Below are 22,642 nucleotides of genomic sequence, written 5' to 3'. Positions count from 1 at the left end.
CTGCTGCCCCTTCAAACTCAAGATTTCAATGCTTCGGCAAGTTTCGCGATTTTGCCGCGAATCGAGCCATCGATAACCAGGTCGCCGGCGCGGATCACGACACCACCAATCAAGGCAGCGTCCTCCGCAACTTGCAGGCGCACTTCCCGGTTGAGTCGTGCACTGAGAACCTTGGCGAGTTTGTCTTGCTGTTCTTGGTTCAATGCGAAAGCACTGGTCACTTCAACGTCTACCGATTTCTCTTGTTCGGCCTTGTACAGGTCGAACAGAGCGGCGATCTCCGGCAGAAGCAGGAGACGGTCGTTTTCGGCAACGACGTTGATGAAATTGCGTGCCTTTTCATCAAACTTGTCGCCGCACACGTCAATGAACGTGGCGGCCTTTTCTGCGCTCGTCAGTCGCGGGGCCTTGAGCACGCGCTGCAGGGTGTCGTCTTGCGACACCGCTGCTGCCAGGCCGAGCATGGCTGACCAATTGGCCAGTTGCTGGTGGGCCTGAGCGTGCTCGAAGGCCGCCTTAGCGTAAGGTCGGGCCAACGTGGTCAGTTCTGCCATGATCGCCCTCGCTTAGATTTCAGCAGCCAGTTGGTTAACCAGCTCTGCGTGCGCGTTTTGATCGATTGTGGCACCCAGGATCTTCTCGGCGCCGCCAACAGCCAGCAAGCCCACTTGGGCACGCAGCTTGTCTTTGACGCTGTTCAGTTCCTGTTCGATCTCGGCTTGAGCCTGAACCTTCACACGGTCAGCGTCGATACGGGCTTTTTCAACAGCCTCTTCGACGATCTGGTTACCGCGTTTCTTGGCTTGCTCGATGATTTCAGCTGCCTGAGCTTTCGCTTCGCGCAGTTGCTGACCCGCTTTCTCTTGGGCCAACTCCAGGTCGCGAGCTGCACGGCTGGCAGCGTCCAGACCATCAGCGATCTTCTTTTGACGTTCGTGCAGAGCAGCGATGACCGGAGGCCATACATACTTCATGCAGAACAGTACAAAAATCAGGAACGCAACGGACTGGCCAATCAGGGTCGCATTAATGTTCACGCCAACACCTCGCAGTTACGTTGTCCATCACACCAAATTACCCGGAATATCCGAGTAATCAGCCAGCGATCTGACCAACGAACGGGTTCGCAAAGGTGAAGAACAGAGCGATACCAACACCGATCATGGTTACGGCGTCGAGCAGACCGGCAACGATGAACATTTTAACTTGCAGCATTGGAACCATTTCTGGCTGACGCGCTGCGCCTTCCAGGAACTTGCCGCCCAGCAGGCCGAAACCAATTGCGGTACCCAGTGCGCCCAGGCCGATCAACAGTGCAACAGCGATAGCGGTTAGACCAACTACAGTTTCCATCTTTCCTCCCGACTTTTACGTCGTATGGTTTAGGTTTTTTAGATTAAAGCGGTAAAACAAATCGTTTCAGATGCCCCGTCAGGAGCCCCTTCCCGTTTCACCGGGAAGGACATCAGACTAGTCGAGACTCGTCTTAATGGTTTTCTTCGTGCGCCATCGACAGGTAGACGATGGTCAGCATCATGAAGATGAACGCCTGCAGGGTGATGATCAGGATGTGGAACACTGCCCACGCCCACTGCAGAACAACGCCCAGGCCACTCAGCCAGAGCAGGCCGCTGCCGAACATCACAGCGATCAGAATGAACACCAGCTCGCCGGCATACATGTTGCCGAACAGACGCAGAGCCAGAGAGATCGGCTTGGCGATCAGGGTGACGAATTCCAGCAGGAAGTTCACCGGGATCAGCAGGGCCTGAACGAAGATGTTCTTGCTGCCGAACGGGTGCAGGGTGAGTTCGCCGATAAAGCCGCCGATGCCCTTGACCTTGATGCTGTAGAAAATGATCAGTGCAAACACCGAGAACGCCATGCCCAGGGTCGCGTTCGGGTCGGTGGTCGACACGGCGCGGAACGGGATGTGCGCATCACCGGAGATCAGGATGGCCAACTGAGGAATCCAGTCGACCGGTACGAGGTCGACGGCGTTCATCAGAAACACCCAGACGAAGATGGTCAGTGCCAGCGGTGCAATCACCGGGCTACGGCCATGGAAGCTGTCTTTCACGCTGCCATCGACGAATTCGACCAATACTTCAACGAAGTTCTGCAAAGCACCCGGCTGACCCGACGTCGCTTTCTTTGCCGCCATGCGGAAAAGGAGAACGAAAATCAGACCCAGCGCGACCGACCAGCCGAGAGTATCGACGTGGAAAGCCCAGAAGCCCATTTCCTTGGCTTCTGCTGCGGTGTGGGCAAAGCCCCAGCCGCCGTTGGGTAGCTGACCGAAAGTCAGGTTCTGCAAGTGGTGCTGGATATAGCCCGAAGCGGTTGTTTCTGCCATGGTTGCCTCAAACGCCCTAAGGTCTCGAAAGTCTTGTTCTCATCAGCAGGGGAGCGAACCAGCTGACCGACTGAGTCAGCACGAACACGCCAAATACTGCGATTGGCGCCAGTGGCTTCACACCTGCGAACACCAGTGCAAACAGCACTGCCGTCAAAATCAGTTTGCCTGCCTCGCCGGCATAAAAAGACCGTACGATGGACTGGGCTGTTCGGGCGCCGGAAAACCGAAATGCCCTATGAGCGAAATACACATTGGGCAGCAAGGCTATCAGGCCTCCGCAAAGTCCCGAGTACCCGGCAACGACTCCATGCCATTGCCAGAGCGCCAAAGCGGCAATAAGCAGAACGACAAATTGAGCCATCAACACCGGAAATACCGCCAGGCGATGGAAAGGCAAGCGGTTTGGCGTGCGGGTTTCCATCACAAATGCTCTCCAATGGTCGGCTGCCAGAATTCAATAACTTGGCATAATTTGTGCCGACAAAATGCGCGCAGAGTATAGGGGCGGTTCTGCCCCTATTCAACTGTCAGGTAGTGATTTCCGACTGCACGCTACATGAGGAAATGTTTCAGCGGATGTGCGCGAGCACACCTTGAAGCTCATCAAGCGAGTTATAACCAATCACCAATTGGCCCTTGCCCTTCTTCCCGTGGCGAATCTGCACCGCAGAGCCCAGGCGCTCGGCCAGCCGCTGCTCGAGGCGGGCGATGTCCGGGTCGGGTTTTGCAGCTTCCACAGGCTCCGGTTTGCCACTCAACCACTGGCGAACCAGTGCCTCGGTTTGGCGCACAGTCAGCCCTCGTGCGACAACATGTCGCGCCCCTTCGACCTGCTGATTGTCCGGTAGACCGAGCAAGGCACGTGCGTGACCCATTTCCAGATCACCGTGCGACAGCATGGTTTTGATGACCTCAGGCAGTGCAATAAGTCGCAACAGGTTAGCCACAGTCACTCGAGACTTACCCACAGCCTCGGCAACCTGCTGCTGAGTCAGCTGGAACTCCTGCTGCAAACGCTGCAAGGCGACTGCTTCTTCGATCGGGTTGAGATCCTCACGCTGGATGTTTTCGATCAGCGCAATCGCAATGGCCGTTTCATCAGGCACATCGCGCACCATTGCAGGGATGGTTTCCTGCCCGGCCTGCTGACTCGCGCGCCAGCGGCGTTCACCAGCGATAATCTCGAAGCGGCCACCGCCAATCGGTCGTACTACGATCGGCTGCATCACGCCTTGGGCCTTGATCGACTGCGCGAGTTCTTCGAGTGCCTGGGGATCCATATCGCGGCGCGGCTGATATTTGCCGCGCTGCAGCAGGTCCAGCGGCAGGTGTTGCAGTTCGCGGGTGTCAGCCTGCGCGGCTTGTTCTTCCAGCGCGCTGACCGTCGGACCACTCAGCAGTGCATCCAGTCCACGTCCGAGACCTCGTTTCTTGACGGCCATGGGGATTCCTTAAGTTGGCTGGGCAGCGGCGATACGTGAATTTTTGCGCTGACGGCGAACCATCTCGCCCGCCAGGGCCAGATAGGCCAGCGCGCCACGCGATTGCTTGTCGTAAGCCAGCGCCGGCATGCCATAGCTCGGTGCTTCGGCCAGGCGGATGTTGCGCGGGATCACCGTGTCGTACAGCTGATCGCCGAAGTGTTCCTTGAGCTGCGCCGAGACATCGTTCATCAGGCTCAGGCGCGGGTCATACATGGTCCGCAGCAGGCCTTCGACTTTCAGGTTCGGATTCAGCAGTTCAGCGATGCGCTTGATGTTATCCACAAGGTCGCTCAAACCTTCCAGCGCAAAATATTCGCACTGCATGGGGATAATGACGCCGTCAGCGGCGACCAATGCGTTAAGCGTGAGCATCGACAGCGACGGTGGGCAGTCGATCAGAATGTAATCGTAGTTGTCACGGATGGGCGCCAGCGCGCTACGCAGACGGCTTTCCTTCATCTGCATTTCCAGCAGCACCACTTCGGCCGCGGTCAGGTCGCGGTTGGCCGGGAGCAGTTGGTAACCGCCGTGCTCGGAGAAGTGCATGGCCTGGCCCAAGTCGCATTCGCCGATCAGCAGATCGTAGACCGAGTTTTCCAGACCATGTTTATCCACACCGCTACCCATGGTGGCGTTGCCTTGTGGATCGAGATCGATCAACAGCACCCGGCGCTTGGTCGCGACCAGGGATGCTGCGAGGTTGATGCAGGTGGTGGTCTTGCCCACACCACCTTTCTGGTTCGCTATCGCGAATACCTTAGCCATTCTTGCTTGTGTTCCCAATCATGCCGTGCGGCGCAGTATCAGCAGATGGCGTTGGCCTTGGCAACCGGGGACGGCCAGGGCGTGTTCGCTATCGAGTTTGAAATCTGCCGGCAATGCTACCAGCTCATCGGCCGGATGAACGCCCTTCATTGCCAGCCAGCGTGTATCGGCGTCGCCCAGGTGGCGAGTCCAGTTAGTGAAGTTTTCCATGCTGCTGAATGCCCGGGAAATGATCCCGTTGAACGGCTGGGCAGGCTGAAACGCTTCGACGCGACTGTGGATAACTTGCAGGTTATCCAGCTTGAGTTCGAGTTTGACCTGAGTCAGGAAGCGGGTTTTCTTGCCATTGCTGTCCAGGCAGGTCACTTGCGATCCCGGATACAGGATCGCCAGCGGAATACCTGGCATCCCGCCGCCACTGCCAACGTCGAGCCAGCGGCCGTTTTCGATGAACGACATCACGCTCAGACTATCGAGCAAGTGACGCGAAACCATTTCGTCCGGATCGCGCACGGCAGTGAGGTTGTAGGCCTGGTTCCATTTGATCAACAGGGCCAGATAACCCAGCAGCAATTCGTGCTGGGTATGCGTGAGCTCAATACCGAGCTCAAGGGCTCCTGTGGATAACTCTTCGGCGTGTTGCGAAGTGACTTGGGCACTCAAGCGCTTTGCTCCAACTGACGGCCCGCGCCGCGTTTTTTCAAATGAATCATCAACAGCGAAATGGCTGCCGGGGTCACGCCCGGAATTCGCGAAGCCTGACCGAGCGTCTCAGGGCGAGTCGCGCCGAGCTTGCTCTGGATCTCCTTGGAGAGACCGGAAATGTTCGTGTAGTCGATATCCACAGGCAATTTGGTGTCTTCACTGGCGCGCAGCCGGGCGATTTCATCCTGTTGACGATCGATGTAACCGGCGTACTTGGTCTTGATTTCGACCTGCTCGGCAACCTGTGGATCTTCAGCGCCCTGCCCGGTCACCTCGACCAGACCGGCGTAATCGATTTCCGGACGGCTCAACAGGTTGAGCAAGTTGTATTCGTGGGTCAGCGGCGTGCCGAATTTCTCGGCAATCGCCTCGCCCTGAGGGGTATTCGGCCGTACCCAGGTGCTCTTCAGACGCTGCTCTTCGAGCTCGATGCTTTCGCGTTTCTTGCAGAAGGCCGCCCAACGCGCGTCATCGACCAGACCAAGCTCGCGACCTTTTTCGGTCAGACGCAAGTCGGCGTTGTCCTCGCGCAGGATCAGGCGGTACTCGGCGCGTGAAGTGAACATGCGGTACGGCTCTTGGGTACCGAGGGTGATCAGGTCGTCGACCAGAACGCCGATGTACGCTTCATCGCGACGCGGACACCAGGCTTCTTTGCCCTTGGCACGCAGCGCAGCGTTGGCCCCGGCGAGCAGACCTTGCGCGCCAGCTTCTTCGTAACCGGTGGTGCCATTGATCTGCCCGGCGAAGAACAGACCGCCGATGACTTTGGTTTCCAGGCTGTACTTCAAGTCGCGCGGATCGAAGTAGTCGTACTCGATTGCATAACCCGGACGCACGATGTGCGCGTTTTCCATGCCGCGGATCGATTGCACGATCTGCAACTGCACATCAAACGGCAAGCTTGTGGATATCCCGTTCGGGTACAGCTCATGGGTGGTCAGACCTTCCGGCTCGATGAACACCTGATGGCTTTCCTTGTCGGCAAAGCGGTGAATCTTGTCTTCGATCGACGGGCAATAACGCGGGCCGACGCCTTCGATTTCACCGGCAGCGGAATACATCGGCGAACGATCAAGATTCGCGGCAATGATTTCGTGAGTGCGAGCGTTAGTGTGCGTAATCCAGCAACTGACCTGCCGTGGATGCTGTTCCTTGTTGCCCATGAACGACATCACCGGGATCGGCGTATCGCCTGGCTGCTCGGTCATCACCGAGAAATCCACAGATTTGCCGTCGATACGCGGCGGTGTGCCGGTTTTCAAACGGCCGACACGCAACGGCAGTTCACGCAAACGGTGCGCCAGCGCGATCGACGGCGGATCGCCGGCACGGCCACCGGAAAAATTCTGCAGACCAATGTGGATAAGTCCGCCGAGGAACGTACCGGTGGTCAGCACCACGGAGTCGGCGAAAAAACGCAGACCCATTTGCGTGACGACACCGCGGACTTGCTCCTGCTCAACGATCAGGTCGTCAGCAGCCTGTTGAAATATCCACAGGTTCGGTTGGTTTTCGAGGATTTCGCGAACAGCGGCCTTGTAGAGAATCCGGTCGGCTTGCGCACGGGTGGCCCGTACGGCCGGGCCTTTGCGGCTGTTCAATACGCGAAACTGGATGCCGCCTTTATCGGTGGCCATGGCCATCGCGCCGCCGAGGGCGTCGATTTCCTTGACCAGATGGCTTTTGCCAATACCACCGATGGCCGGGTTGCAACTCATGGCGCCAAGGGTTTCCACGTTATGCGTGAGCAACAGGGTTTTTGCGCCCATGCGTGCTGACGCCAGTGCTGCCTCGGTACCGGCATGACCGCCGCCGATGACGATCACTTCAAAACGGGAAGGGAAATCCACCACGCACCTCGTGCCTGCTTAAGTAGGTCATTCAGGAAATAGTTGAGCTCAGGTTTCTGAACCTGGTCGGCAAGTATAGGGACTTCGCCCTTTCTAAAGAACCCTTTGAACAAAATTTAACCAGCTGTGGAGAACTCGAGGTTAAAAGAATAAAAAAGAGAGAAATTTATAAAACCTTTGTTTTTATGTTTATTCTTACTGAGCGTGCTTTCTGTGGATAGATCGCCACAGCCCTTATTTTACAATGTGTACAGACTTTCAAAACCCTGTGTTCAGGTGCCAATGAGGCCCTTGGATAACCGGTTTAAGCCTGTGGATGAACAGCATGGTTATCCACAGGGCGGGTTATATTCAGTTTTCGAGCCCTGTTATCAACTGACCTTACCGGCAGTTATTCACAGAGCTTAATCCACAGAAAATTGCCGGAAGGGGTTTTTTCAGGCGCAGAAAAGCCTCAGCGAAGGATCGGTGAGGCATGGGGAAGCCATAGCAGGAAGTGAAAAGTCTATTGTGAGAGAAGGTAACAGAGGCTAATAATAGCCATTATCATTAACTCGCCAGTTCCTCCCCATGTCCCTACCCGCCCACACCGCTGCGATTGAGCAAATCTACGAGCAACACCATTCGTGGCTGTATGGTTGGCTCAAGGGCAAACTGCATAACACCTGCGATGCAGCCGATGTGGCACATGACACGTTTCTGAGAATTCTGGCGGCGCGCAATGCGGCGCATATTCGAGAGCCGAGGGATTACCTGGCGACCATCGCACGCGGTCTGGTCATCGATCGCTATCGACGGTGCTCCATCGAAACCGCGTATTTGCAGACATTGGCGGCTCGGCCCGAAGGCCTGGTCATCAGCGAAGAAGATAAGGCGCTGATTATTGAAACGCTGGTCGCTGTGGATAAAGCATTGGCCGGCCTTGGCACGCGGGCACGGCGGATATTCATCCTCTCGCAGGTGGATGGCATGACTTATCAACAGATCGCTCTGCAGCTGAAGGTTTCGCTGACCACAGTCAAGAAACACATGATCCGCGCCCTGACTGAATGTGCTGTTGTCATGGCGCAGCATTAATGGCCATCGCCCCCAACCGCCAGGTATTCGAAACCGCCGCCAGCTGGTACGTGCAATTGCAGTCCCAGCCACCGAGCCTTGCCGAACAAAAAGCCTGGCAGCTGTGGATAGAAAGCGATCCGGCGCATCTGGCGGCGTGGAACCAGATGGAACAATTGCAGCGCCACCTCGGTACGCTGCCGCAGGATCTGAAACGTCGCGCCCTCAATGGTGGCCAACCACGGCGCCAGGTACTCAAACTGTTGCTGCTTGCAGCGGGTACAGGTTTCGTGGGCTGGAATGTCCAACAACGCACATCCCTTGGATACGTCTGGGCCGACTATAAAACCGGTGTAGGCCAGCGTCGGACCGTCAGCCTCGCCGATGGCAGCCAGATCAAGCTGAACACCGACTCGGCCATAGATGTTGCTTTCGACGCAGCCCAGCGCCTGATTCGCTTGCGCTCGGGCGAAATCCTCATTCAAACCGGCAAGCTTGGCGACCAGCGCCCGTTTTACGTGCAAACCCGCGACGGTCGAATCCAGGCATTGGGCACCCGGTTCTCGGTGCATCAAATGTCGAGCTCGACCCGGGTCGGCGTGCTGGAAGATCGAGTCAGCGTTCAACCTGCGCAGTCATCCACCGCTGCGCTCATCCTGAAAGCAGGCGAAAGCACGGATTTCGATAGTCGGTATGTCGGCCTGACTCATCCTTTTCAATCATCGGAAGTGGCCTGGATCAACGGTCAATTGATCGTTCTGAATGCGCGCTTGGGCGATGTCATCGAAGCGTTGGGACGCTATCGCAGCGGTGTTTTGCATTGCGATCGCCGCGCGCGGGACTTGCGGGTCTCCGGGACGTTCCGGCTTGATTCGACCGACGCAGTGCTGGCCAACCTTCAGGCTTCGTTGCCGATCAATGTCCGCTATTTCAGCCGTTACTGGGTCTCGATCAGCCACAGAACCTGATCTAAACAACGCTTGGGGAAAAATAAGTGCAAAGAGGGTTATCTTTTTTTGCCCTGACCCGGCCCTACAGGTAATCGCGATAAACGCGGCTCTTCGCCACCTTCAGGGCACATCCACCTATGCGTCTTCCCACGTTCCGTCAGCGCTTTTCTCCTCACTGCATGGCTTACAGCTTAATGATGGCCAGCGCAGCGACCTGTCTGGTCACCAGCCACAGTGCCTTCGCTGCAACCGCATCCCAGCGTTACACCGTTGCCGCCGGTCCGCTGGACAATGCCCTGAGCCAGTTCGCCTCTGCCGCGAATGTGATTCTGTCGTTCTCGCCGCAGCAGACCAGTCGCTTGCGCAGCGCCGGGTTGAACGGCGACTTCAGCGTCGAACAGGGTTTCGCTCAATTGTTGCAAGGCTCAGGCTTACAGGCCGTGCCCCAAGCCCCGGGCAGCTACATTCTGCAGACCTTGCCCAACGGAGATTCCCTGGAACTGGCCCCGACCAACATCAACGCGCAGTTGGCCAATCCAATGGATCTGGATTATGCCGCCGACGTTGGCTACAAGGCGCAGAGCAGCCGGATCGGTACCAAAACCAGTACACCGCTATCGCAAACACCGCGTTCGGTGTCAGTGGTGACCGGGCAACGTATCAAAGATCAGAAATCTCAGACACTCACCGACGTCCTCGGCTACGTGCCGGGAATCTTCGCCCCACCGTTCGCCGCCGGTGACAGTCTGGCGGGAGACTTGTTTTACATCCGTGGTTTCAACGCCACCGATTACGGCTACGGTTTGCTGCGCGATGGACTGCGCGTGCAGGGCAATCGCTATGACACCAGCACCGAGCCGTACGGACTCGAACGGGTTGAGGTGTTCCGTGGCCCGTCTTCGCTGCTGTATGGCGAAAATGCACCGGGCGGTCTGGTCAATCTGGTCAGCAAACGCCCGACTGCCTCGCCTCACGGCGAAGTGCAGTTGGGTTATGGCTCTAACAATCGCCGGCAGATCGGCGTCGACGTCTCCGGCCCGCTCAATGACAGCGGCAACGTCCTCGGGCGTGTAGTGATGCTAGGGCGCAAATCCGATACCCAGACCGATCACGTTCCCGACGACCGCATTTATATCGCGCCTTCGCTAACGCTGAATTTCGACGATTTCAATACGCTGACTCTGTTGGCCAACTACCAGAAGGATCACACCAACATGGAGCTAGGCCTGCCGGCCGCTGGCACGTTGCTGAGCAACCCCAATGGCAAGTTGGCCAAAGACACCATGCTCGGCGACCCGGACTGGAATACTTTCGAACGGGAAACCTGGAGCACCGGTTACGAGTTCAGCCATTCGTTCAACGATGACTGGCAGTTCCGCCAGAACTCGCGCTACATGCAGTCGCGCATCACCCGCCACGAAACCTGGCCGGGCAATCTGAACAACGCCGGCTTCGGCACACGGTTGAACATGACCGCCTACGATCGCTACAACAAATCCATGGTGTATTCGCTGGATAACCAGCTGGAAGGCAAGTTCCAGGCGGGAGATCTGGAAAACACCGTGCTGTTTGGCGCCAGCTACGATCGCACTTCCTTCAACCAGGACTGGAACGCCGGCATCGTCGGGCCGATCGATGTGTATAACCCGGTTTATCTGCGCGACCCGACCACGCCGATTGCGGTGCAAAACACCTTGCTCGAGCAACAGATGAAAGGCGTTTATGCACAGATTCAGAGCAAGTACGACCACTGGCTGTTCCTGCTCGGCGGGCGCCAGGACTGGGTCGACAGTGACTTTCGCGACAAAGTGGCGCGAGGCAGCAACATCAGCTCCGAGGACAAGAAGTTCACCTATCAGGGCGGCGTGATGTATCAGTTCGACAACGGCATGACGCCGTATGTCAGCTATTCCACGGCATTCGTGCCGGTGCAGCAGATTTCCAATGCCGGCGCACCGCTTGATCCGATCACCAGCCGTCAATATGAAGTGGGTCTCAAGTACGAGCCGATCGGCTGGGATACGGCATTCACGGCCTCGCTGTATGACCTGCGCAAGAAGGACGACACCTATTTCGATGCAACGACCTCGACCTATCGCCAGGTGGGCGAGAGCCGCGCCAAAGGTGTGGAACTGGAACTCAACAGTAATCTGACGCAAAACCTCAACGTCACGGCGGCTTACACCTACACCGATGCAAAGATCACCAAGGATGCGCCGACGTCGCTGGTCAAAGGACACCAAATGACCGGAGTGCCACGTAATCAAGCCTCCGCCTGGGCGAAATATCGCTTTCTCGACGGTGATCTGAAAGGTTTGTACGTCGCGGGTGGTGTGCGTTATTTCGACAGCGCGTTTGCTTACACCTCCCCTTCGCTATACGGGAAGCTGAATGCTGGCGACGTTACGTTGGTTGACGCGGCTGTTGGCTACCAGATCGATACACACTGGAGTCTCGACCTGAACGCCAAGAACCTGTTCGATAAGGAATATGTGTCGGGCTGCAACGACGCCGGCCGCTGCTACTGGGGTGAGGATCGTACTTTGCTTGGTACGGTTTCCTACAATTGGTGACAGCAAAGAGGGTTGTGGATAATTATCCACAGCCCCCTCTGTTATTTGCCGATGCAGAAGCTGGAGAAGATTCTTCCCAGCAAATCATCTGAGCTGAACGCTCCGGTAATTTCCCCCAGCGAATGCTGAGCCTGGCGCAAATCCTCGGCGAGCAATTCGCCGGCCCCGGCCACGGTCAATTGGGCGCGGCCATGTTCCAGCGCCGCGCTGGCGTGGCGCAGTGCTTCCAGATGCCGGCGGCGTGCGCTGAAGCTGCTTTCCGAGGTCTGCTCGTAACCCATGCACGCCTTGAGATGGTCACGCAGCAGATCGAGACCTTCAGCGGACTTGGCGCTGAGACTGATCGTTACGTGACCGTCGTCACTGGTTTCCAACGCAATCATCTCGCCGGACAGATCAGCCTTGTTGCGGATCAGCGTCACTTTCGACGGATCCGGTCGGCTCTCGAGGAATTCAGGCCACAAGGCAAACGGGTCCAGTGCTTCCGGCGCGGTTGCATCGACCACCAGCAGAACCCGATCCGCTTCACCAATGGCTTTCAAGGCTCGTTCCACGCCGATCTTTTCCACATGATCATCGGTATCGCGCAGACCGGCGGTGTCGACCACATGCAGTGGCATGCCGTCGATGTGGATATGTTCGCGCAGAATATCCCGCGTTGTGCCAGCGATCTCGGTCACGATCGCGGCTTCGCGACCGGCCAATGCATTCAACAGGCTGGATTTGCCGGCATTTGGCCGACCGGCGATCACCACAGTCATGCCGTCGCGCAACAACGCACCCTGCCCGGCTTCGCGCAAGACTGTGGATAACTCGTCGCGCACCTTGTCGAGCATGCCGAGCACATGGCCGTCGGCAAGAAAGTCGATTTCCTCTTCGGGGAAGTCGATGGCGGCTTCGACATAGATGCGCAGACCGATAAGCTGTTCGGTCAAGTTATGCACACGCTGCGAGAATGCACCCTGCAATGAACGCAACGCATTGCGCGCCGCTTGTGCAGAACTGGCTTCGATCAAATCGGCTATGGCCTCGGCCTGGGCCAGATCGAGTTTGTCATTGAGAAAGGCGCGCTCGCTGAATTCACCCGGACGGGCCAGACGGCAACCCAGTTCCAGGCAGCGTTTGAGCAACATGTCGAGCACGATCGGGCCACCGTGGCCCTGCAATTCCAGGACGTCTTCGCCGGTGAACGAGTTCGGCCCCGGGAAATACAGTGCCAGACCTTCATCCAGCACCTGCTGATCGTCGCTGAAAAACGGCCCGTAATGGGCGTATCGCGGTTTCAGTTCTCGGCCGCTGATGGCTTTTGCCGCCACATTGGCCAACGGCCCGGAAATACGGACGATGCCCACACCGCCGCGACCTTGGGCGGTGGCGACGGCGGCGATGGTTTCACGGGGTGTGCTCATAAAGCGGCATCCAGACAAAAGTGGCAGATAGCAAAACGCCCCACTAGGGGGCGTTTTGAGTGGTGTTATCCACAGTGCAAGTTACGCCTCGGCTTTTTTCGTTGCCGCTTCGATCTTACGCGTGATGTACCACTGTTGTGCAATCGACAGGCAGTTGTTCACTACCCAGTACAGCACCAGACCTGCCGGGAACCACAGGAAGAAGAAGGTGAAGATGATTGGCATCATTTTCATCACTTTCGCCTGCATCGGATCCGGAGGAGTCGGGTTCAGCTGCTGCTGGATGAACATGGTTGCGCCCATGATGATCGGCAGAATGAAGAACGGATCCTTGATCGACAGGTCAGTGATCCACAGCATGAACGGCGCCTGGCGCATTTCCACGCTTTCCAGCAGAACCCAGTACAGCGACAGGAAGACCGGCATCTGCACGAGGATTGGCAAGCAGCCGCCCAGTGGATTGATCTTCTCTTTCTTGTACAGCTCCATCATGGCTTGCGACATCTTCTGCCGGTCATCGCCATGTTGCTCTTTCAGCGCAGCCAATTTCGGCGCCACGGCACGCATGCGCGCCATCGACTTGTAGCTGGCCGCTGACAGCGGGAAGAAAATCCCTTTGATCAGCATGGTAAGGAAGATGATCGACCAGCCCCAGTTACCGACAATCGCGTGGATGTGTTGCAGCAGCCAGAAGATAGGCTGGGCAATGAACCACAGAATGCCGTAATCGACGGTCAATTCCAGACCTGGGGACAACTCTTTCAGCACTGCCTGACTTTTCGGACCGGCGTACAGCACAGCGCTGGTTTCAACCTTGGCACCCGGAGCAGCGGTCAACGTAGGACCGGTGTAACCGATGATGTAGTTGCCTTTGCTGTCTTTTCGGGTCTGGACGATGTTGTTTTCGCCCTTGGCCGGAATCCACGCAGTCACGAAGTAATGTTGCAGCCAGGCGACCCAGCCACCGGTGACGGTTTCTTTGAGCTGCGCCTTGTCCATGTCCTTCATGGACACTTTCTTGTACGGCTCCGAACTTGTCCACAGGGCAGCGCCCAGGTAAGTCGCAGTGCCAGTAGCTGTTGTGGACGAAGGATCCGCGCTTGCATCACGTTTCAGCTGAGCGAACATCGCGCCGTTCCAGGGCTGAGCGCTCTGGTTATCCACAATGTAGGAAACGGCAACGTCGTACAGGCCACGTTTGACGGTGAAACGCTTGATGTAGTTGACGCTGTCCTTGCTGAATTTCAGGTCAACCACGAGTTGATCCTGACCGTCAGCCAGTTGGTAAACCTTCTTCTCCGAGGAATAAACCGGACGACCGGCCGGGTTTGCATCCGGGCCGTTGGTGCCGATCAGACCGCTTTGCGCCAGATAAACACGTTCGCCGCCGTTGTCGAACAGCTGGAACGGCACGTCAGGACGGTCCTGACGACGTGGATACAGAGGCAGAGTCAGTTGCGCAACGTCGCCACCTTGTGGATCGATCGCCAGATCGAGCACATCGGTCTTGACCTGAATCAGGTCCTTGCTGGCGGCAACCGGCGTTTCGGCAGGTGCGCTGGTATCGCTGGCGGCGCGCGGAATATCGTCACTGGCGGCATTGGTGCCAGTGGCGGTGTCCGGCAAACCGGATGTAGTCGTACTGGAAGCAACATTCTGAGTCGGCAGGGCAGCCTGGCCATAATCCTGGTTCCATTTAAGAACCATGACGTAGGACACGATTGCCAGGGCGACGATCAGGATCGTGCGTTTGATATCCATGATTACTCGGCCATCGAAGAAGAACGGGAGGTAGGGACAGGTGGAACCGGGTCATAACCACCGGGATTCCACGGATGACAGCGACCTAAACGACGAAAGGTCAGCCAGCCACCGCGCAGAAGGCCATGATTTTCAATGGCTTCATACGCGTAGCAGGAACAACTGGGGTAGAAGCGACAGTGGCTGGCCATTAAAGGACTAATGGCATAGCGATAAAACTGGATCGGAACGAGGGCCAGTTTACGCATCGGTACTGTCTACCCCTACAGTTTCGGTTGTGACTGCCGGAACTGGCTTGTTACGCGCCAGACGCTTCCAGAGTTTGCCGAAATGCTGAATCAATTCGGGGTTTTCTACATCACCCAAACCTTTGCGCGCGACGATAACGATGTCCCAGCCGACCAGTGAATCCTGGTGCAGACGGAACGATTCGCGCATCAGACGTTTGAGGCGATTGCGCTCAACGGAGAGCTTTACGCTCTTTTTCCCGATAACCAGCCCTAGTCGGGGGTGATCAAGATCGTTGTCGCGTGCAAGGAGCAGGAGATTTTTCCCCGGAACCTTGCCGGTAGGGGAGTCAAAGACTGCCTTGAAATGCCGGGGGGTAAGCAGACGCTTTTCCCGACTGAAGTCCTGACTCACCTCCAGTACCGGATTATCAAACTGCCAGACGCGCACGACCTTTGGCGCGACGACGCGACAGGACTGCGCGGCCGTTCTTGGTAGCCATGCGAGCACGGAAACCGTGGGTACGAGCGCGTTTGATAGTGCTTGGTTGGAAAGTACGTTTCATGTCGTGTTACCTGGTTCGTCCACAACGGGCCGGAATGGCCCCCGTTTTAAGAGACCGGGGATTCTAGAGAAAGCAAGCCTTCAGGTCAATTTCCAACCAGCGTTTCCTTATAAATAGATCCGAGTGGGGTTTTAGCTCGAAAGCCTGTCCGCCAGATATAAAAATAAAGAAGGGAATTATTTAAAGCTTTTCTGTAAAGCTTGTAAAAGCTAGGCACGGGTTCTTCTGTGGATAACCGCCACGAGGCCTTATTCCATGTGATGTACAGAGAATGACAACTACAGGGGAAAACCGTGTTCAGCCTGTGCTGCGCTATCGGATAAGCTGTGAGTGAAAGGGCCTGTTATCCACAGGCCAGTTATCCACCGGGTTCAGCCCCCAGTTGTCCAGTGCCCTCAGAGGTGTTTATCCACAGGGCTTATTCACAGACCGTTGGTCGCCTTTCGTGACGCCTGTGCGTTGATAAATGATGGCGATGGAGCTACCTGCATGTGGATAAGTTAACGGCTCGCCGCTACAATGGCCGCTTGTTTTTGCCTCACCGGCTTTCAACTTAGGGGATATCCGTGTCAGTGGAACTTTGGCAGCAGTGCGTAGAGCTTTTGCGCGAAGAGCTGCCTGCCCAACAATTCAACACCTGGATCCGTCCACTACAGGTCGAAGCCGAAGGCGACGAGTTGCGCGTCTACGCACCGAATCGGTTCGTGCTGGACTGGGTCAACGAAAAGTACCTGGGCCGGGTTCTTGAATTGCTGGATGAGCACGGCAATGGCTCGACGCCGGCGCTGTCCTTGTTAATAGGCAGCAAACGCAGCTCCGCACCGCGTGCCGCACCGAATGCCCCGCTGGCGGCGGCGCAGGTTTCCCAGGCGCAGGCCAATAACGTGCCGACGAACAACCTGGCACCGGCGCCCGCTCCGGCCAAGCGTTCCACGCAGAAAACTGCTGAAGTCAGTGAGGAGCCGTCCCGTGACAGCTTCGACCCGATGGCCGGCGCTGCTTCGCAACAGGCCCCGGTTCGCGCCGAACAGCGCACCGTGCAGGTCGAAGGTGCGCTCAAGCACACCAGTTACCTGAACCGTACATTCACCTTCGAGAATTTCGTAGAAGGTAAATCCAACCAGCTCGCCCGTGCGGCGGCCTGGCAAGTGGCGGACAACCCCAAGCACGGTTACAACCCATTGTTCCTTTATGGTGGCGTCGGCTTGGGTAAAACCCACTTGATGCACGCGGTGGGCAACCACCTATTAAAGAAGAATCCGAATGCCAAGGTCGTGTACCTGCATTCCGAGCGTTTCGTGGCCGACATGGTCAAGGCGCTGCAACTGAACGCGATCAACGAATTCAAGCGCTTCTACCGTTCGGTGGACGCCTTGCTCATCGACGATATTCAGTTCTTCGCTCGCAAGGAGCGCTCTCAGGAAGAGTTTTTCCACACCTTCAACGCCCTGCTTGAAGGTGGTCAGCAGGTCATTCTTACCAGTGACCGCTACCCGAAAGAAATCGAAGGCCTTGAAGAACGTCTGAAATCCCGCTTCGGCTGGGGCCTTACCGTTGCCGTCGAGCCGCCGGAACTGGAAACCCGCGTGGCGATCCTGATGAAAAAGGCCGATCAGGCTAAGGTCGAGTTGCCCCATGACGCCGCGTTCTTCATTGCCCAGCGTATTCGCTCCAACGTCCGTGAGCTGGAAGGCGCGCTGAAACGCGTGATCGCCCACTCGCACTTCATGGGCCGCGACATCACCATCGAGCTGATCCGCGAATCCCTGAAAGACCTGCTGGCGTTGCAGGACAAACTGGTCTCTGTGGATAACATTCAGCGCACCGTCGCCGAATACTACAAGATCAAGATCTCCGACCTGCTGTCCAAGCGCCGTTCGCGCTCGGTTGCACGTCCGCGTCAGGTGGCGATGGCGTTGTCCAAGGAACTGACCAACCACAGCCTGCCGGAAATCGGCGATGTGTTTGGCGGTCGCGACCACACCACCGTGTTGCACGCCTGCCGCAAGATCAATGAACTTAAGGAATCCGACGCGGACATCCGCGAGGACTACAAGAACCTGCTGCGTACATTGACCACTTGATGAACACCAGCGCAGCTTATTAAGGCAAGGGACTAGACCATGCATTTCACCATTCAACGCGAAGCCCTGTTGAAACCCCTGCAACTGGTCGCAGGCGTCGTCGAGCGCCGACAGACCTTGCCGGTACTCTCCAACGTGCTGTTGGTTGTCGAAGGCCAGCAACTGTCGCTGACCGGTACCGACCTGGAAGTCGAACTGGTTGGTCGTGTGCAACTTGAAGAGCCTGCCGAAACGGGCTCCATCACGGTGCCGGCGCGCAAGCTGATGGACATCTGCAAAAGCCTGCCCAACGATGCGCTGATCGACATCAAAGTCGACGAGCAGAAGCTCGTGGTGAAGGCTGGTCGCAGCCGTTTCACCCTGTCGACCCTGCCGGCCAACGATTTCCCGACCGTCGAAGAAGGCCCGGGCTCGCTGACCTGCAGCCTGGAGCAAAGCAAGCTGCGTCGACTGATCGAACGCACCAGCTTCGCCATGGCCCAGCAGGACGTGCGCTACTACCTCAACGGCATGCTGCTGGAAGTTTCTGCGGGTGTGATCCGCGCGGTCGCGACTGACGGTCACCGTCTGGCCATGTGTTCAATGCAGGCCGATATCGGTCAGCCGGATCGGCACCAGGTGATCGTGCCGCGCAAAGGTATCCTCGAACTGGCGCGTCTGCTCACCGAGCCGGATGGCAATGTCAGCATTGTCCTTGGTCAACACCACATTCGTGCGACCACCGGCGAGTTCACGTTCACCTCGAAACTGGTCGACGGTAAATTCCCGGATTACGAGCGTGTGCTGCCAAAGGGTGGCGACAAGCTGGTCCTGGGCGATCGCCAGGCACTGCGTGAAGCATTCAGCCGGACCGCGATTCTGTCCAACGAGAAGTACCGTGGTATCCGTCTGCAACTGGCCAGCGGTCAGCTGAAGATCCAGGCCAACAACCCGGAGCAGGAAGAAGCGGAAGAAGAAGTGGGCGTTGAATACAATGGCGGCTCGCTGGAAATCGGCTTTAACGTCAGCTATTTGCTCGACGTGCTGGGCGTGATGACCACCGAGCAGGTTCGCCTGATCCTGTCTGACTCCAACAGCAGTGCGCTGGTGCAAGAGTCCGACAATGACGACTCGGCTTACGTTGTCATGCCGATGCGTCTGTAATCAGCGGATCCTGAATGTCGTTAAGTCGCGTTTCGGTCACCGCGGTGCGCAATCTGCACCCGGTGACCTTCTCCCCCTCCCCCCGCATCAACATCCTTTACGGCGCCAACGGCAGCGGCAAAACCAGTGTTCTGGAAGCCATTCACCTGCTGGGGCTCGCCCGTTCGTTTCGCAGCACGCGCCTGTTGCCGGTCATCCAGTACGAGCAACTCGCCTGTACGGTATTCGGTCAGGTTGAATTGGCAGAGGGCGGACACAGTGCGCTGGGGATCTCCCGAGACCGTCAGGGCGAATTCCAGATCCGTATCGATGGCCAGAACGCGCGCAGCGCTGCGCAGTTGGCGGAGATCCTGCCACTGCAGTTGATCAACCCGGACAGCTTCCGTCTGCTGGAAGGCGCGCCGAAGATTCGTCGGCAGTTTCTCGATTGGGGTGTGTTCCACGTTGAGCCTCGGTTCATGGGGACCTGGCAGCGTTTGCAGAAGGCCTTGCGCCAGAGAAACTCCTGGCTGCGGCATGGTACACTTGACGCCGTTTCGCAAGCGGTTTGGGACAGGGAACTGTGCCAGGCTAGCGCTGAAATCGATGAATACCGCCGCGCTTACATCACAGCCTTGAAACCGGTCTTCGAGCAGACCTTGAGCGAACTGGTTGAGCTCGACGGTTTGACGCTCAGCTATTACCGAGGCTGGGACAAAGACCGCGAATTGAGCGCCGTACTTGCCGGTTCCGTACAACGGGACCAGCAGATGGGGCACACCCAGGCCGGACCGCAACGCGCTGATTTGCGTCTTAGATTGGGCGCACACAATGCCGCGGACATCTTGTCCCGGGGTCAGCAGAAGCTGGTGGTCTGTGCGCTGCGGATTGCCCAGGGGCACCTGGTCAGCCAGGCCCGCCGCGGTCAGTGTATTTATCTGGTGGATGACTTGCCGTCCGAGCTGGACGAGAGCCATCGTCGCGCGCTGTGCCGCTTGCTGGAAGACTTACGCTGCCAGGTGTTCATCACCTGTGTAGATCACGAATTACTGAGGGAAGGCTGGCAGACGGAAACGCCAGTCGCTTTGTTCCACGTGGAACAGGGCCGTATCACCCAGACCCACGACCATCGGGAGTGAAGGCATTGAGCGAAGAAAATACGTACGACTCAACGAGCATTAAAGTGCTGAAAGGCCTGGATGCCGTACGCAAACGTCCCGGTATGTACATTGGTGACACCGACGATGGTAGCGGTCTGCACCACATGGTGTTCGAGGTGGTCGACAACTCGATCGACGAAGCCCTCGCCGGCCATTGCGACGACATCAGCATCATCATCCACCCGGACGAATCCATCACCGTTAAAGACAACGGTCGTGGCATCCCGGTAGACGTGCATAAAGAGGAAGGCGTTTCCGCCGCCGAGGTCATCATGACCGTCCTCCACGCTGGCGGTAAGTTCGACGACAACTCCTACAAGGTATCCGGCGGTCTGCACGGTGTAGGTGTTTCGGTAGTGAACGCGCTGTCCGAAGAGCTGGTTCTGACCGTCCGCCGCAGCGGCAAGATCTGGGAACAGACCTACGTTCACGGCGTACCTCAGGCACCGATGGCCATCGTTGGCGACAGCGAAACCACCGGCACCCAGATTCACTTCAAAGCTTCCAGCGAAACCTTCAAGAACATTCACTTCAGCTGGGACATCCTCGCCAAGCGCATTCGTGAACTGTCGTTCCTCAACTCCGGTGTCGGCATCGTCCTCAAGGATGAGCGCAGCGGCAAGGAAGAGCTGTTCAAATACGAAGGCGGCCTGCGTGCGTTCGTTGAATACCTGAACACCAACAAGACTGCGGTCAATCAGGTGTTCCACTTCAACATCCAGCGCGAAGACGGCATCGGCGTGGAAATCGCCCTGCAGTGGAACGACAGCTTCAACGAGAACCTGTTGTGTTTCACCAACAACATTCCGCAGCGAGACGGCGGCACCCACCTGGTCGGCTTCCGCTCGGCGCTGACGCGTAACCTGAACAACTACATTGAGCAGGAAGGTCTGGCGAAGAAGCACAAAGTCGCCACCACCGGTGACGATGCCCGTGAAGGCCTGACCGCAATCATCTCGGTGAAAGTGCCGGATCCGAAGTTCAGCTCGCAGACCAAAGACAAGTTGGTGTCTTCCGAAGTGAAGACTGCGGTCGAGCAGGAAATGGGCAAATACTTCTCCGACTTCCTCCTGGAAAACCCGAACGAAGCCAAGCTGGTGGTCGGCAAGATGATCGACGCCGCCCGTGCCCGTGAAGCGGCGCGCAAGGCTCGTGAGATGACCCGCCGCAAAGGCGCGCTGGACATCGCCGGCCTGCCGGGCAAACTCGCTGACTGCCAGGAAAAAGACCCGGCGCTGTCCGAACTGTACCTGGTGGAAGGTGACTCCGCGGGCGGCTCTGCCAAGCAGGGACGTAACCGCAAGACCCAGGCGATCCTGCCGTTGAAGGGCAAGATCCTCAACGTCGAGAAAGCTCGCTTTGACAAGATGATCTCTTCCCAGGAAGTGGGCACGCTGATCACCGCGCTGGGCTGCGGCATCGGTCGCGAAGAGTACAACATCGACAAGTTGCGCTATCACAACATCATCATCATGACCGACGCTGACGTCGACGGTTCGCACATCCGCACCCTGCTGCTGACTTTCTTCTTCCGTCAGTTGCCGGAGCTGATCGAGCGTGGCTACATCTACATTGCCCAGCCGCCGCTGTACAAGGTCAAGAAAGGCAAGCAAGAGCAATACATCAAAGACGACGACGCCATGGAAGAGTACATGACTCAGTCGGCCCTGGAAGATGCGAGCCTGCACCTGAACGAAGAAGCCCCCGGCATTTCCGGTGAAGCGCTGGAGCGTCTGGTGAATGACTTCCGTATGGTCATGAAGACGCTCAAGCGTCTGTCGCGCCTGTACCCACAGGAGTTGACCGAGCACTTCATCTACCTGCCAGCCGTCAGCCTGGAAACCCTGGGCGATCATGCAGCAATGCAAGAGTGGCTGGCCCAGTATGAAGTTCGTCTGCGTACCAACGAGAAGTCCGGCCTGGTCTACAAAGCCAGCCTGCGCGAAGACCGTGAACGTGGCGTCTGGCTGCCGGAGGTCGAACTGATCTCCCACGGCCTGTCGAACTACGTCACCTTCAACCGCGACTTCTTCGGCAGCAACGACTACAAAACTGTGGTCACCCTGGGCGCGCAGCTGAGCACCCTGCTCGACGAAGGCGCGTACATCCAGCGTGGCGAGCGCAAGAAAGCTGTTACTGAGTTCAAGGAAGCCCTCGACTGGCTGATGGCCGAAAGTACCAAGCGCCACACCATTCAGCGATACAAAGGTCTGGGTGAAATGAACCCGGATCAGCTGTGGGAAACCACCATGGACCCAAGCGTGCGCCGCATGCTGAAAGTCACCATCGAAGACGCCATCGGTGCAGACCAGATCTTCAACACCCTGATGGGTGATGCGGTCGAACCTCGCCGGGACTTCATCGAAAGCAACGCGTTGGCGGTGTCCAACCTGGATTTCTGATCCGTGTAGGTTGTTACCTCAGTTGATCACTTTTTCACAAGTAGATGATTGACTGACTCAAACGCAAAAAGGCCAATTCATTGAATTGGCCTTTTTTATTTTCAGTAATCTCAACTTCTGGCCTCTGCTTTCCAAATTGCGGTCTCCGGGCCCGGTTCGCCCATCC

General features: G+C 57.2%; 21 protein-coding genes. 7 read left to right on the top strand and 14 right to left on the bottom strand.

From position 1 onward, the window contains the following. Positions 1-17: 17 nt before the first annotated feature. The 9 genes from ACP7D9_RS00720 to mnmG form a co-directional block, all read right to left on the bottom strand. Positions 18-554: a F0F1 ATP synthase subunit delta gene (locus ACP7D9_RS00720; protein ID WP_016772404.1), complete on the bottom strand. Its 537-nt coding sequence runs from the start codon at positions 552-554 to the stop codon at positions 18-20. A gap of 12 nt (positions 555-566) precedes the next feature. Further along, positions 567-1,037, bottom strand: coding sequence for a F0F1 ATP synthase subunit B (locus tag ACP7D9_RS00715; protein ID WP_016772403.1), 471 nt, complete (start codon positions 1,035-1,037; stop codon positions 567-569). Between the two features lie 58 nt (positions 1,038-1,095). After that, positions 1,096-1,353 (bottom strand): F0F1 ATP synthase subunit C, encoded by a 258-nt coding sequence (gene atpE, locus ACP7D9_RS00710; protein ID WP_003097235.1) that lies wholly within the window; start codon positions 1,351-1,353, stop codon positions 1,096-1,098. Positions 1,354-1,486: 133 nt separating this feature from the next. Beyond that, positions 1,487-2,356 (bottom strand): F0F1 ATP synthase subunit A, encoded by an 870-nt coding sequence (gene atpB, locus ACP7D9_RS00705; RefSeq protein WP_016772402.1) that lies wholly within the window; start codon positions 2,354-2,356, stop codon positions 1,487-1,489. A 16-nt stretch (positions 2,357-2,372) separates the two neighbouring features. After that, positions 2,373-2,780 (bottom strand): F0F1 ATP synthase subunit I, encoded by a 408-nt coding sequence (locus ACP7D9_RS00700; protein ID WP_426155044.1) that lies wholly within the window; start codon positions 2,778-2,780, stop codon positions 2,373-2,375. 148 nt (positions 2,781-2,928) lie between these two features. Then, positions 2,929-3,801 (bottom strand): ParB/RepB/Spo0J family partition protein, encoded by an 873-nt coding sequence (locus tag ACP7D9_RS00695; protein ID WP_007960777.1) that lies wholly within the window; start codon positions 3,799-3,801, stop codon positions 2,929-2,931. Between the two features lie 9 nt (positions 3,802-3,810). Beyond that, the gene (locus tag ACP7D9_RS00690; RefSeq protein WP_016772400.1) at positions 3,811-4,608 is read right to left on the bottom strand and encodes a ParA family protein; all 798 of its coding nucleotides are present in this window, start codon (positions 4,606-4,608) and stop codon (positions 3,811-3,813) included. Positions 4,609-4,626: 18 nt separating this feature from the next. Continuing rightward, entirely contained in the window at positions 4,627-5,271 is a 645-nt protein-coding gene (rsmG, locus tag ACP7D9_RS00685; RefSeq protein ID WP_426155041.1) for a 16S rRNA (guanine(527)-N(7))-methyltransferase RsmG, read from the bottom strand. Then, positions 5,268-7,166, bottom strand: a complete 1,899-nt coding sequence (gene mnmG, locus ACP7D9_RS00680; RefSeq protein WP_101159739.1) for a tRNA uridine-5-carboxymethylaminomethyl(34) synthesis enzyme MnmG — start codon at positions 7,164-7,166, stop codon at positions 5,268-5,270. The genes rsmG and mnmG overlap by 4 nt, the downstream gene beginning before the upstream one ends. 570 nt (positions 7,167-7,736) lie before the next feature. Between mnmG and ACP7D9_RS00675 the strand changes: the two genes are divergently transcribed. The 3 genes from ACP7D9_RS00675 to ACP7D9_RS00665 all read left to right on the top strand — a co-directional run bounded on the left by ACP7D9_RS00675 (position 7,737) and on the right by ACP7D9_RS00665 (position 11,745). Continuing rightward, a complete protein-coding gene (locus ACP7D9_RS00675) occupies positions 7,737-8,243 on the top strand; it encodes a sigma-70 family RNA polymerase sigma factor (protein ID WP_426155038.1) in 507 nt (168 codons plus the stop codon). Then, entirely contained in the window at positions 8,243-9,190 is a 948-nt protein-coding gene (locus ACP7D9_RS00670) for a FecR domain-containing protein (protein ID WP_426155036.1), read from the top strand. Before ACP7D9_RS00675 ends, ACP7D9_RS00670 begins: the two co-directional genes overlap by 1 nt. 119 nt (positions 9,191-9,309) lie before the next feature. Beyond that, on the top strand, positions 9,310-11,745 hold the full coding sequence (locus ACP7D9_RS00665; protein ID WP_426155034.1) for a TonB-dependent siderophore receptor: 2,436 nt from the start codon (positions 9,310-9,312) through the stop codon (positions 11,743-11,745). 41 nt (positions 11,746-11,786) lie between these two features. Here the strand turns inward: ACP7D9_RS00665 and mnmE are convergent, their stop codons facing one another. From mnmE to rpmH, 5 genes are all read right to left on the bottom strand, one after another. Beyond that, the gene (gene mnmE, locus ACP7D9_RS00660; RefSeq protein ID WP_426155032.1) at positions 11,787-13,154 is read right to left on the bottom strand and encodes a tRNA uridine-5-carboxymethylaminomethyl(34) synthesis GTPase MnmE; all 1,368 of its coding nucleotides are present in this window, start codon (positions 13,152-13,154) and stop codon (positions 11,787-11,789) included. Between the two features lie 81 nt (positions 13,155-13,235). Beyond that, a complete protein-coding gene (yidC, locus tag ACP7D9_RS00655; RefSeq protein ID WP_426155030.1) occupies positions 13,236-14,915 on the bottom strand; it encodes a membrane protein insertase YidC in 1,680 nt (559 codons plus the stop codon). Between the two features lie 2 nt (positions 14,916-14,917). Further along, positions 14,918-15,163 carry a membrane protein insertion efficiency factor YidD gene (gene yidD, locus ACP7D9_RS00650; RefSeq protein ID WP_027901580.1) on the bottom strand — a complete coding sequence of 82 codons (246 nt, stop codon included), beginning with the start codon at positions 15,161-15,163 and terminating at the stop codon, positions 14,918-14,920. Continuing rightward, positions 15,156-15,557 (bottom strand): ribonuclease P protein component, encoded by a 402-nt coding sequence (rnpA, locus tag ACP7D9_RS00645; RefSeq protein WP_426155576.1) that lies wholly within the window; start codon positions 15,555-15,557, stop codon positions 15,156-15,158. The genes yidD and rnpA overlap by 8 nt, the downstream gene beginning before the upstream one ends. A 16-nt stretch (positions 15,558-15,573) precedes the next feature. Further along, complete coding sequence (gene rpmH, locus ACP7D9_RS00640; protein WP_003213577.1) at positions 15,574-15,708, bottom strand: 50S ribosomal protein L34; 135 nt, start codon at positions 15,706-15,708, stop codon at positions 15,574-15,576. Positions 15,709-16,274: 566 nt separating this feature from the next. On the opposite strand from rpmH, the gene dnaA reads away from it, so the two are divergent. From dnaA to gyrB, 4 genes are read left to right on the top strand one after another with little or no spacing between them, the layout of a single operon-like run. After that, positions 16,275-17,792: a chromosomal replication initiator protein DnaA gene (dnaA, locus tag ACP7D9_RS00635; RefSeq protein WP_101159733.1), complete on the top strand. Its 1,518-nt coding sequence runs from the start codon at positions 16,275-16,277 to the stop codon at positions 17,790-17,792. A gap of 39 nt (positions 17,793-17,831) precedes the next feature. After that, complete coding sequence (gene dnaN, locus ACP7D9_RS00630; RefSeq protein ID WP_016772390.1) at positions 17,832-18,935, top strand: DNA polymerase III subunit beta; 1,104 nt, start codon at positions 17,832-17,834, stop codon at positions 18,933-18,935. A 14-nt stretch (positions 18,936-18,949) separates the two neighbouring features. Then, entirely contained in the window at positions 18,950-20,053 is a 1,104-nt protein-coding gene (gene recF / locus ACP7D9_RS00625; RefSeq protein ID WP_426155027.1) for a DNA replication/repair protein RecF, read from the top strand. A 5-nt stretch (positions 20,054-20,058) separates the two neighbouring features. Continuing rightward, complete coding sequence (gene gyrB / locus ACP7D9_RS00620; protein WP_024014948.1) at positions 20,059-22,476, top strand: DNA topoisomerase (ATP-hydrolyzing) subunit B; 2,418 nt, start codon at positions 20,059-20,061, stop codon at positions 22,474-22,476. The last annotated feature ends 166 nt before the right edge of the window (positions 22,477-22,642 follow it).

The organism is Pseudomonas sp. TSRC2-2, from assembly GCF_049897785.1.
Classification (GTDB): Bacteria; Pseudomonadota; Gammaproteobacteria; order Pseudomonadales; family Pseudomonadaceae; genus Aquipseudomonas.
The sequence above is the reverse complement of the archived record's forward strand: the minus strand, read 5'-3'. Positions and strand labels throughout refer to the sequence as shown.

Bases quoted from the DNA above. Each gene is read 5' to 3' on its own strand.
- atpB (WP_016772402.1), bottom strand. From the start codon at position 2,356: ATGGCAGAAACAACCGCTTCGGGCTATATCCAGCACCACTTGCAGAAC.
- rpmH (WP_003213577.1), bottom strand. From the start codon at position 15,708: ATGAAACGTACTTTCCAACCAAGCACTATCAAACGCGCTCGTACCCAC.
- yidC (WP_426155030.1), bottom strand. From the start codon at position 14,915: ATGGATATCAAACGCACGATCCTGATCGTCGCCCTGGCAATCGTGTCC.
- recF (WP_426155027.1), top strand. From the start codon at position 18,950: ATGTCGTTAAGTCGCGTTTCGGTCACCGCGGTGCGCAATCTGCACCCG.
- ACP7D9_RS00675 (WP_426155038.1), top strand. From the start codon at position 7,737: ATGTCCCTACCCGCCCACACCGCTGCGATTGAGCAAATCTACGAGCAA.
- ACP7D9_RS00700 (WP_426155044.1), bottom strand. From the start codon at position 2,780: ATGGAAACCCGCACGCCAAACCGCTTGCCTTTCCATCGCCTGGCGGTA.
- ACP7D9_RS00695 (WP_007960777.1), bottom strand. From the start codon at position 3,801: ATGGCCGTCAAGAAACGAGGTCTCGGACGTGGACTGGATGCACTGCTG.
- ACP7D9_RS00690 (WP_016772400.1), bottom strand. From the start codon at position 4,608: ATGGCTAAGGTATTCGCGATAGCGAACCAGAAAGGTGGTGTGGGCAAG.
- yidD (WP_027901580.1), bottom strand. From the start codon at position 15,163: ATGCGTAAACTGGCCCTCGTTCCGATCCAGTTTTATCGCTATGCCATT.
- atpE (WP_003097235.1), bottom strand. From the start codon at position 1,353: ATGGAAACTGTAGTTGGTCTAACCGCTATCGCTGTTGCACTGTTGATC.
- dnaN (WP_016772390.1), top strand. From the start codon at position 17,832: ATGCATTTCACCATTCAACGCGAAGCCCTGTTGAAACCCCTGCAACTG.
- ACP7D9_RS00670 (WP_426155036.1), top strand. From the start codon at position 8,243: ATGGCCATCGCCCCCAACCGCCAGGTATTCGAAACCGCCGCCAGCTGG.
- ACP7D9_RS00665 (WP_426155034.1), top strand. From the start codon at position 9,310: ATGCGTCTTCCCACGTTCCGTCAGCGCTTTTCTCCTCACTGCATGGCT.
- mnmE (WP_426155032.1), bottom strand. From the start codon at position 13,154: ATGAGCACACCCCGTGAAACCATCGCCGCCGTCGCCACCGCCCAAGGT.
- ACP7D9_RS00720 (WP_016772404.1), bottom strand. From the start codon at position 554: ATGGCAGAACTGACCACGTTGGCCCGACCTTACGCTAAGGCGGCCTTC.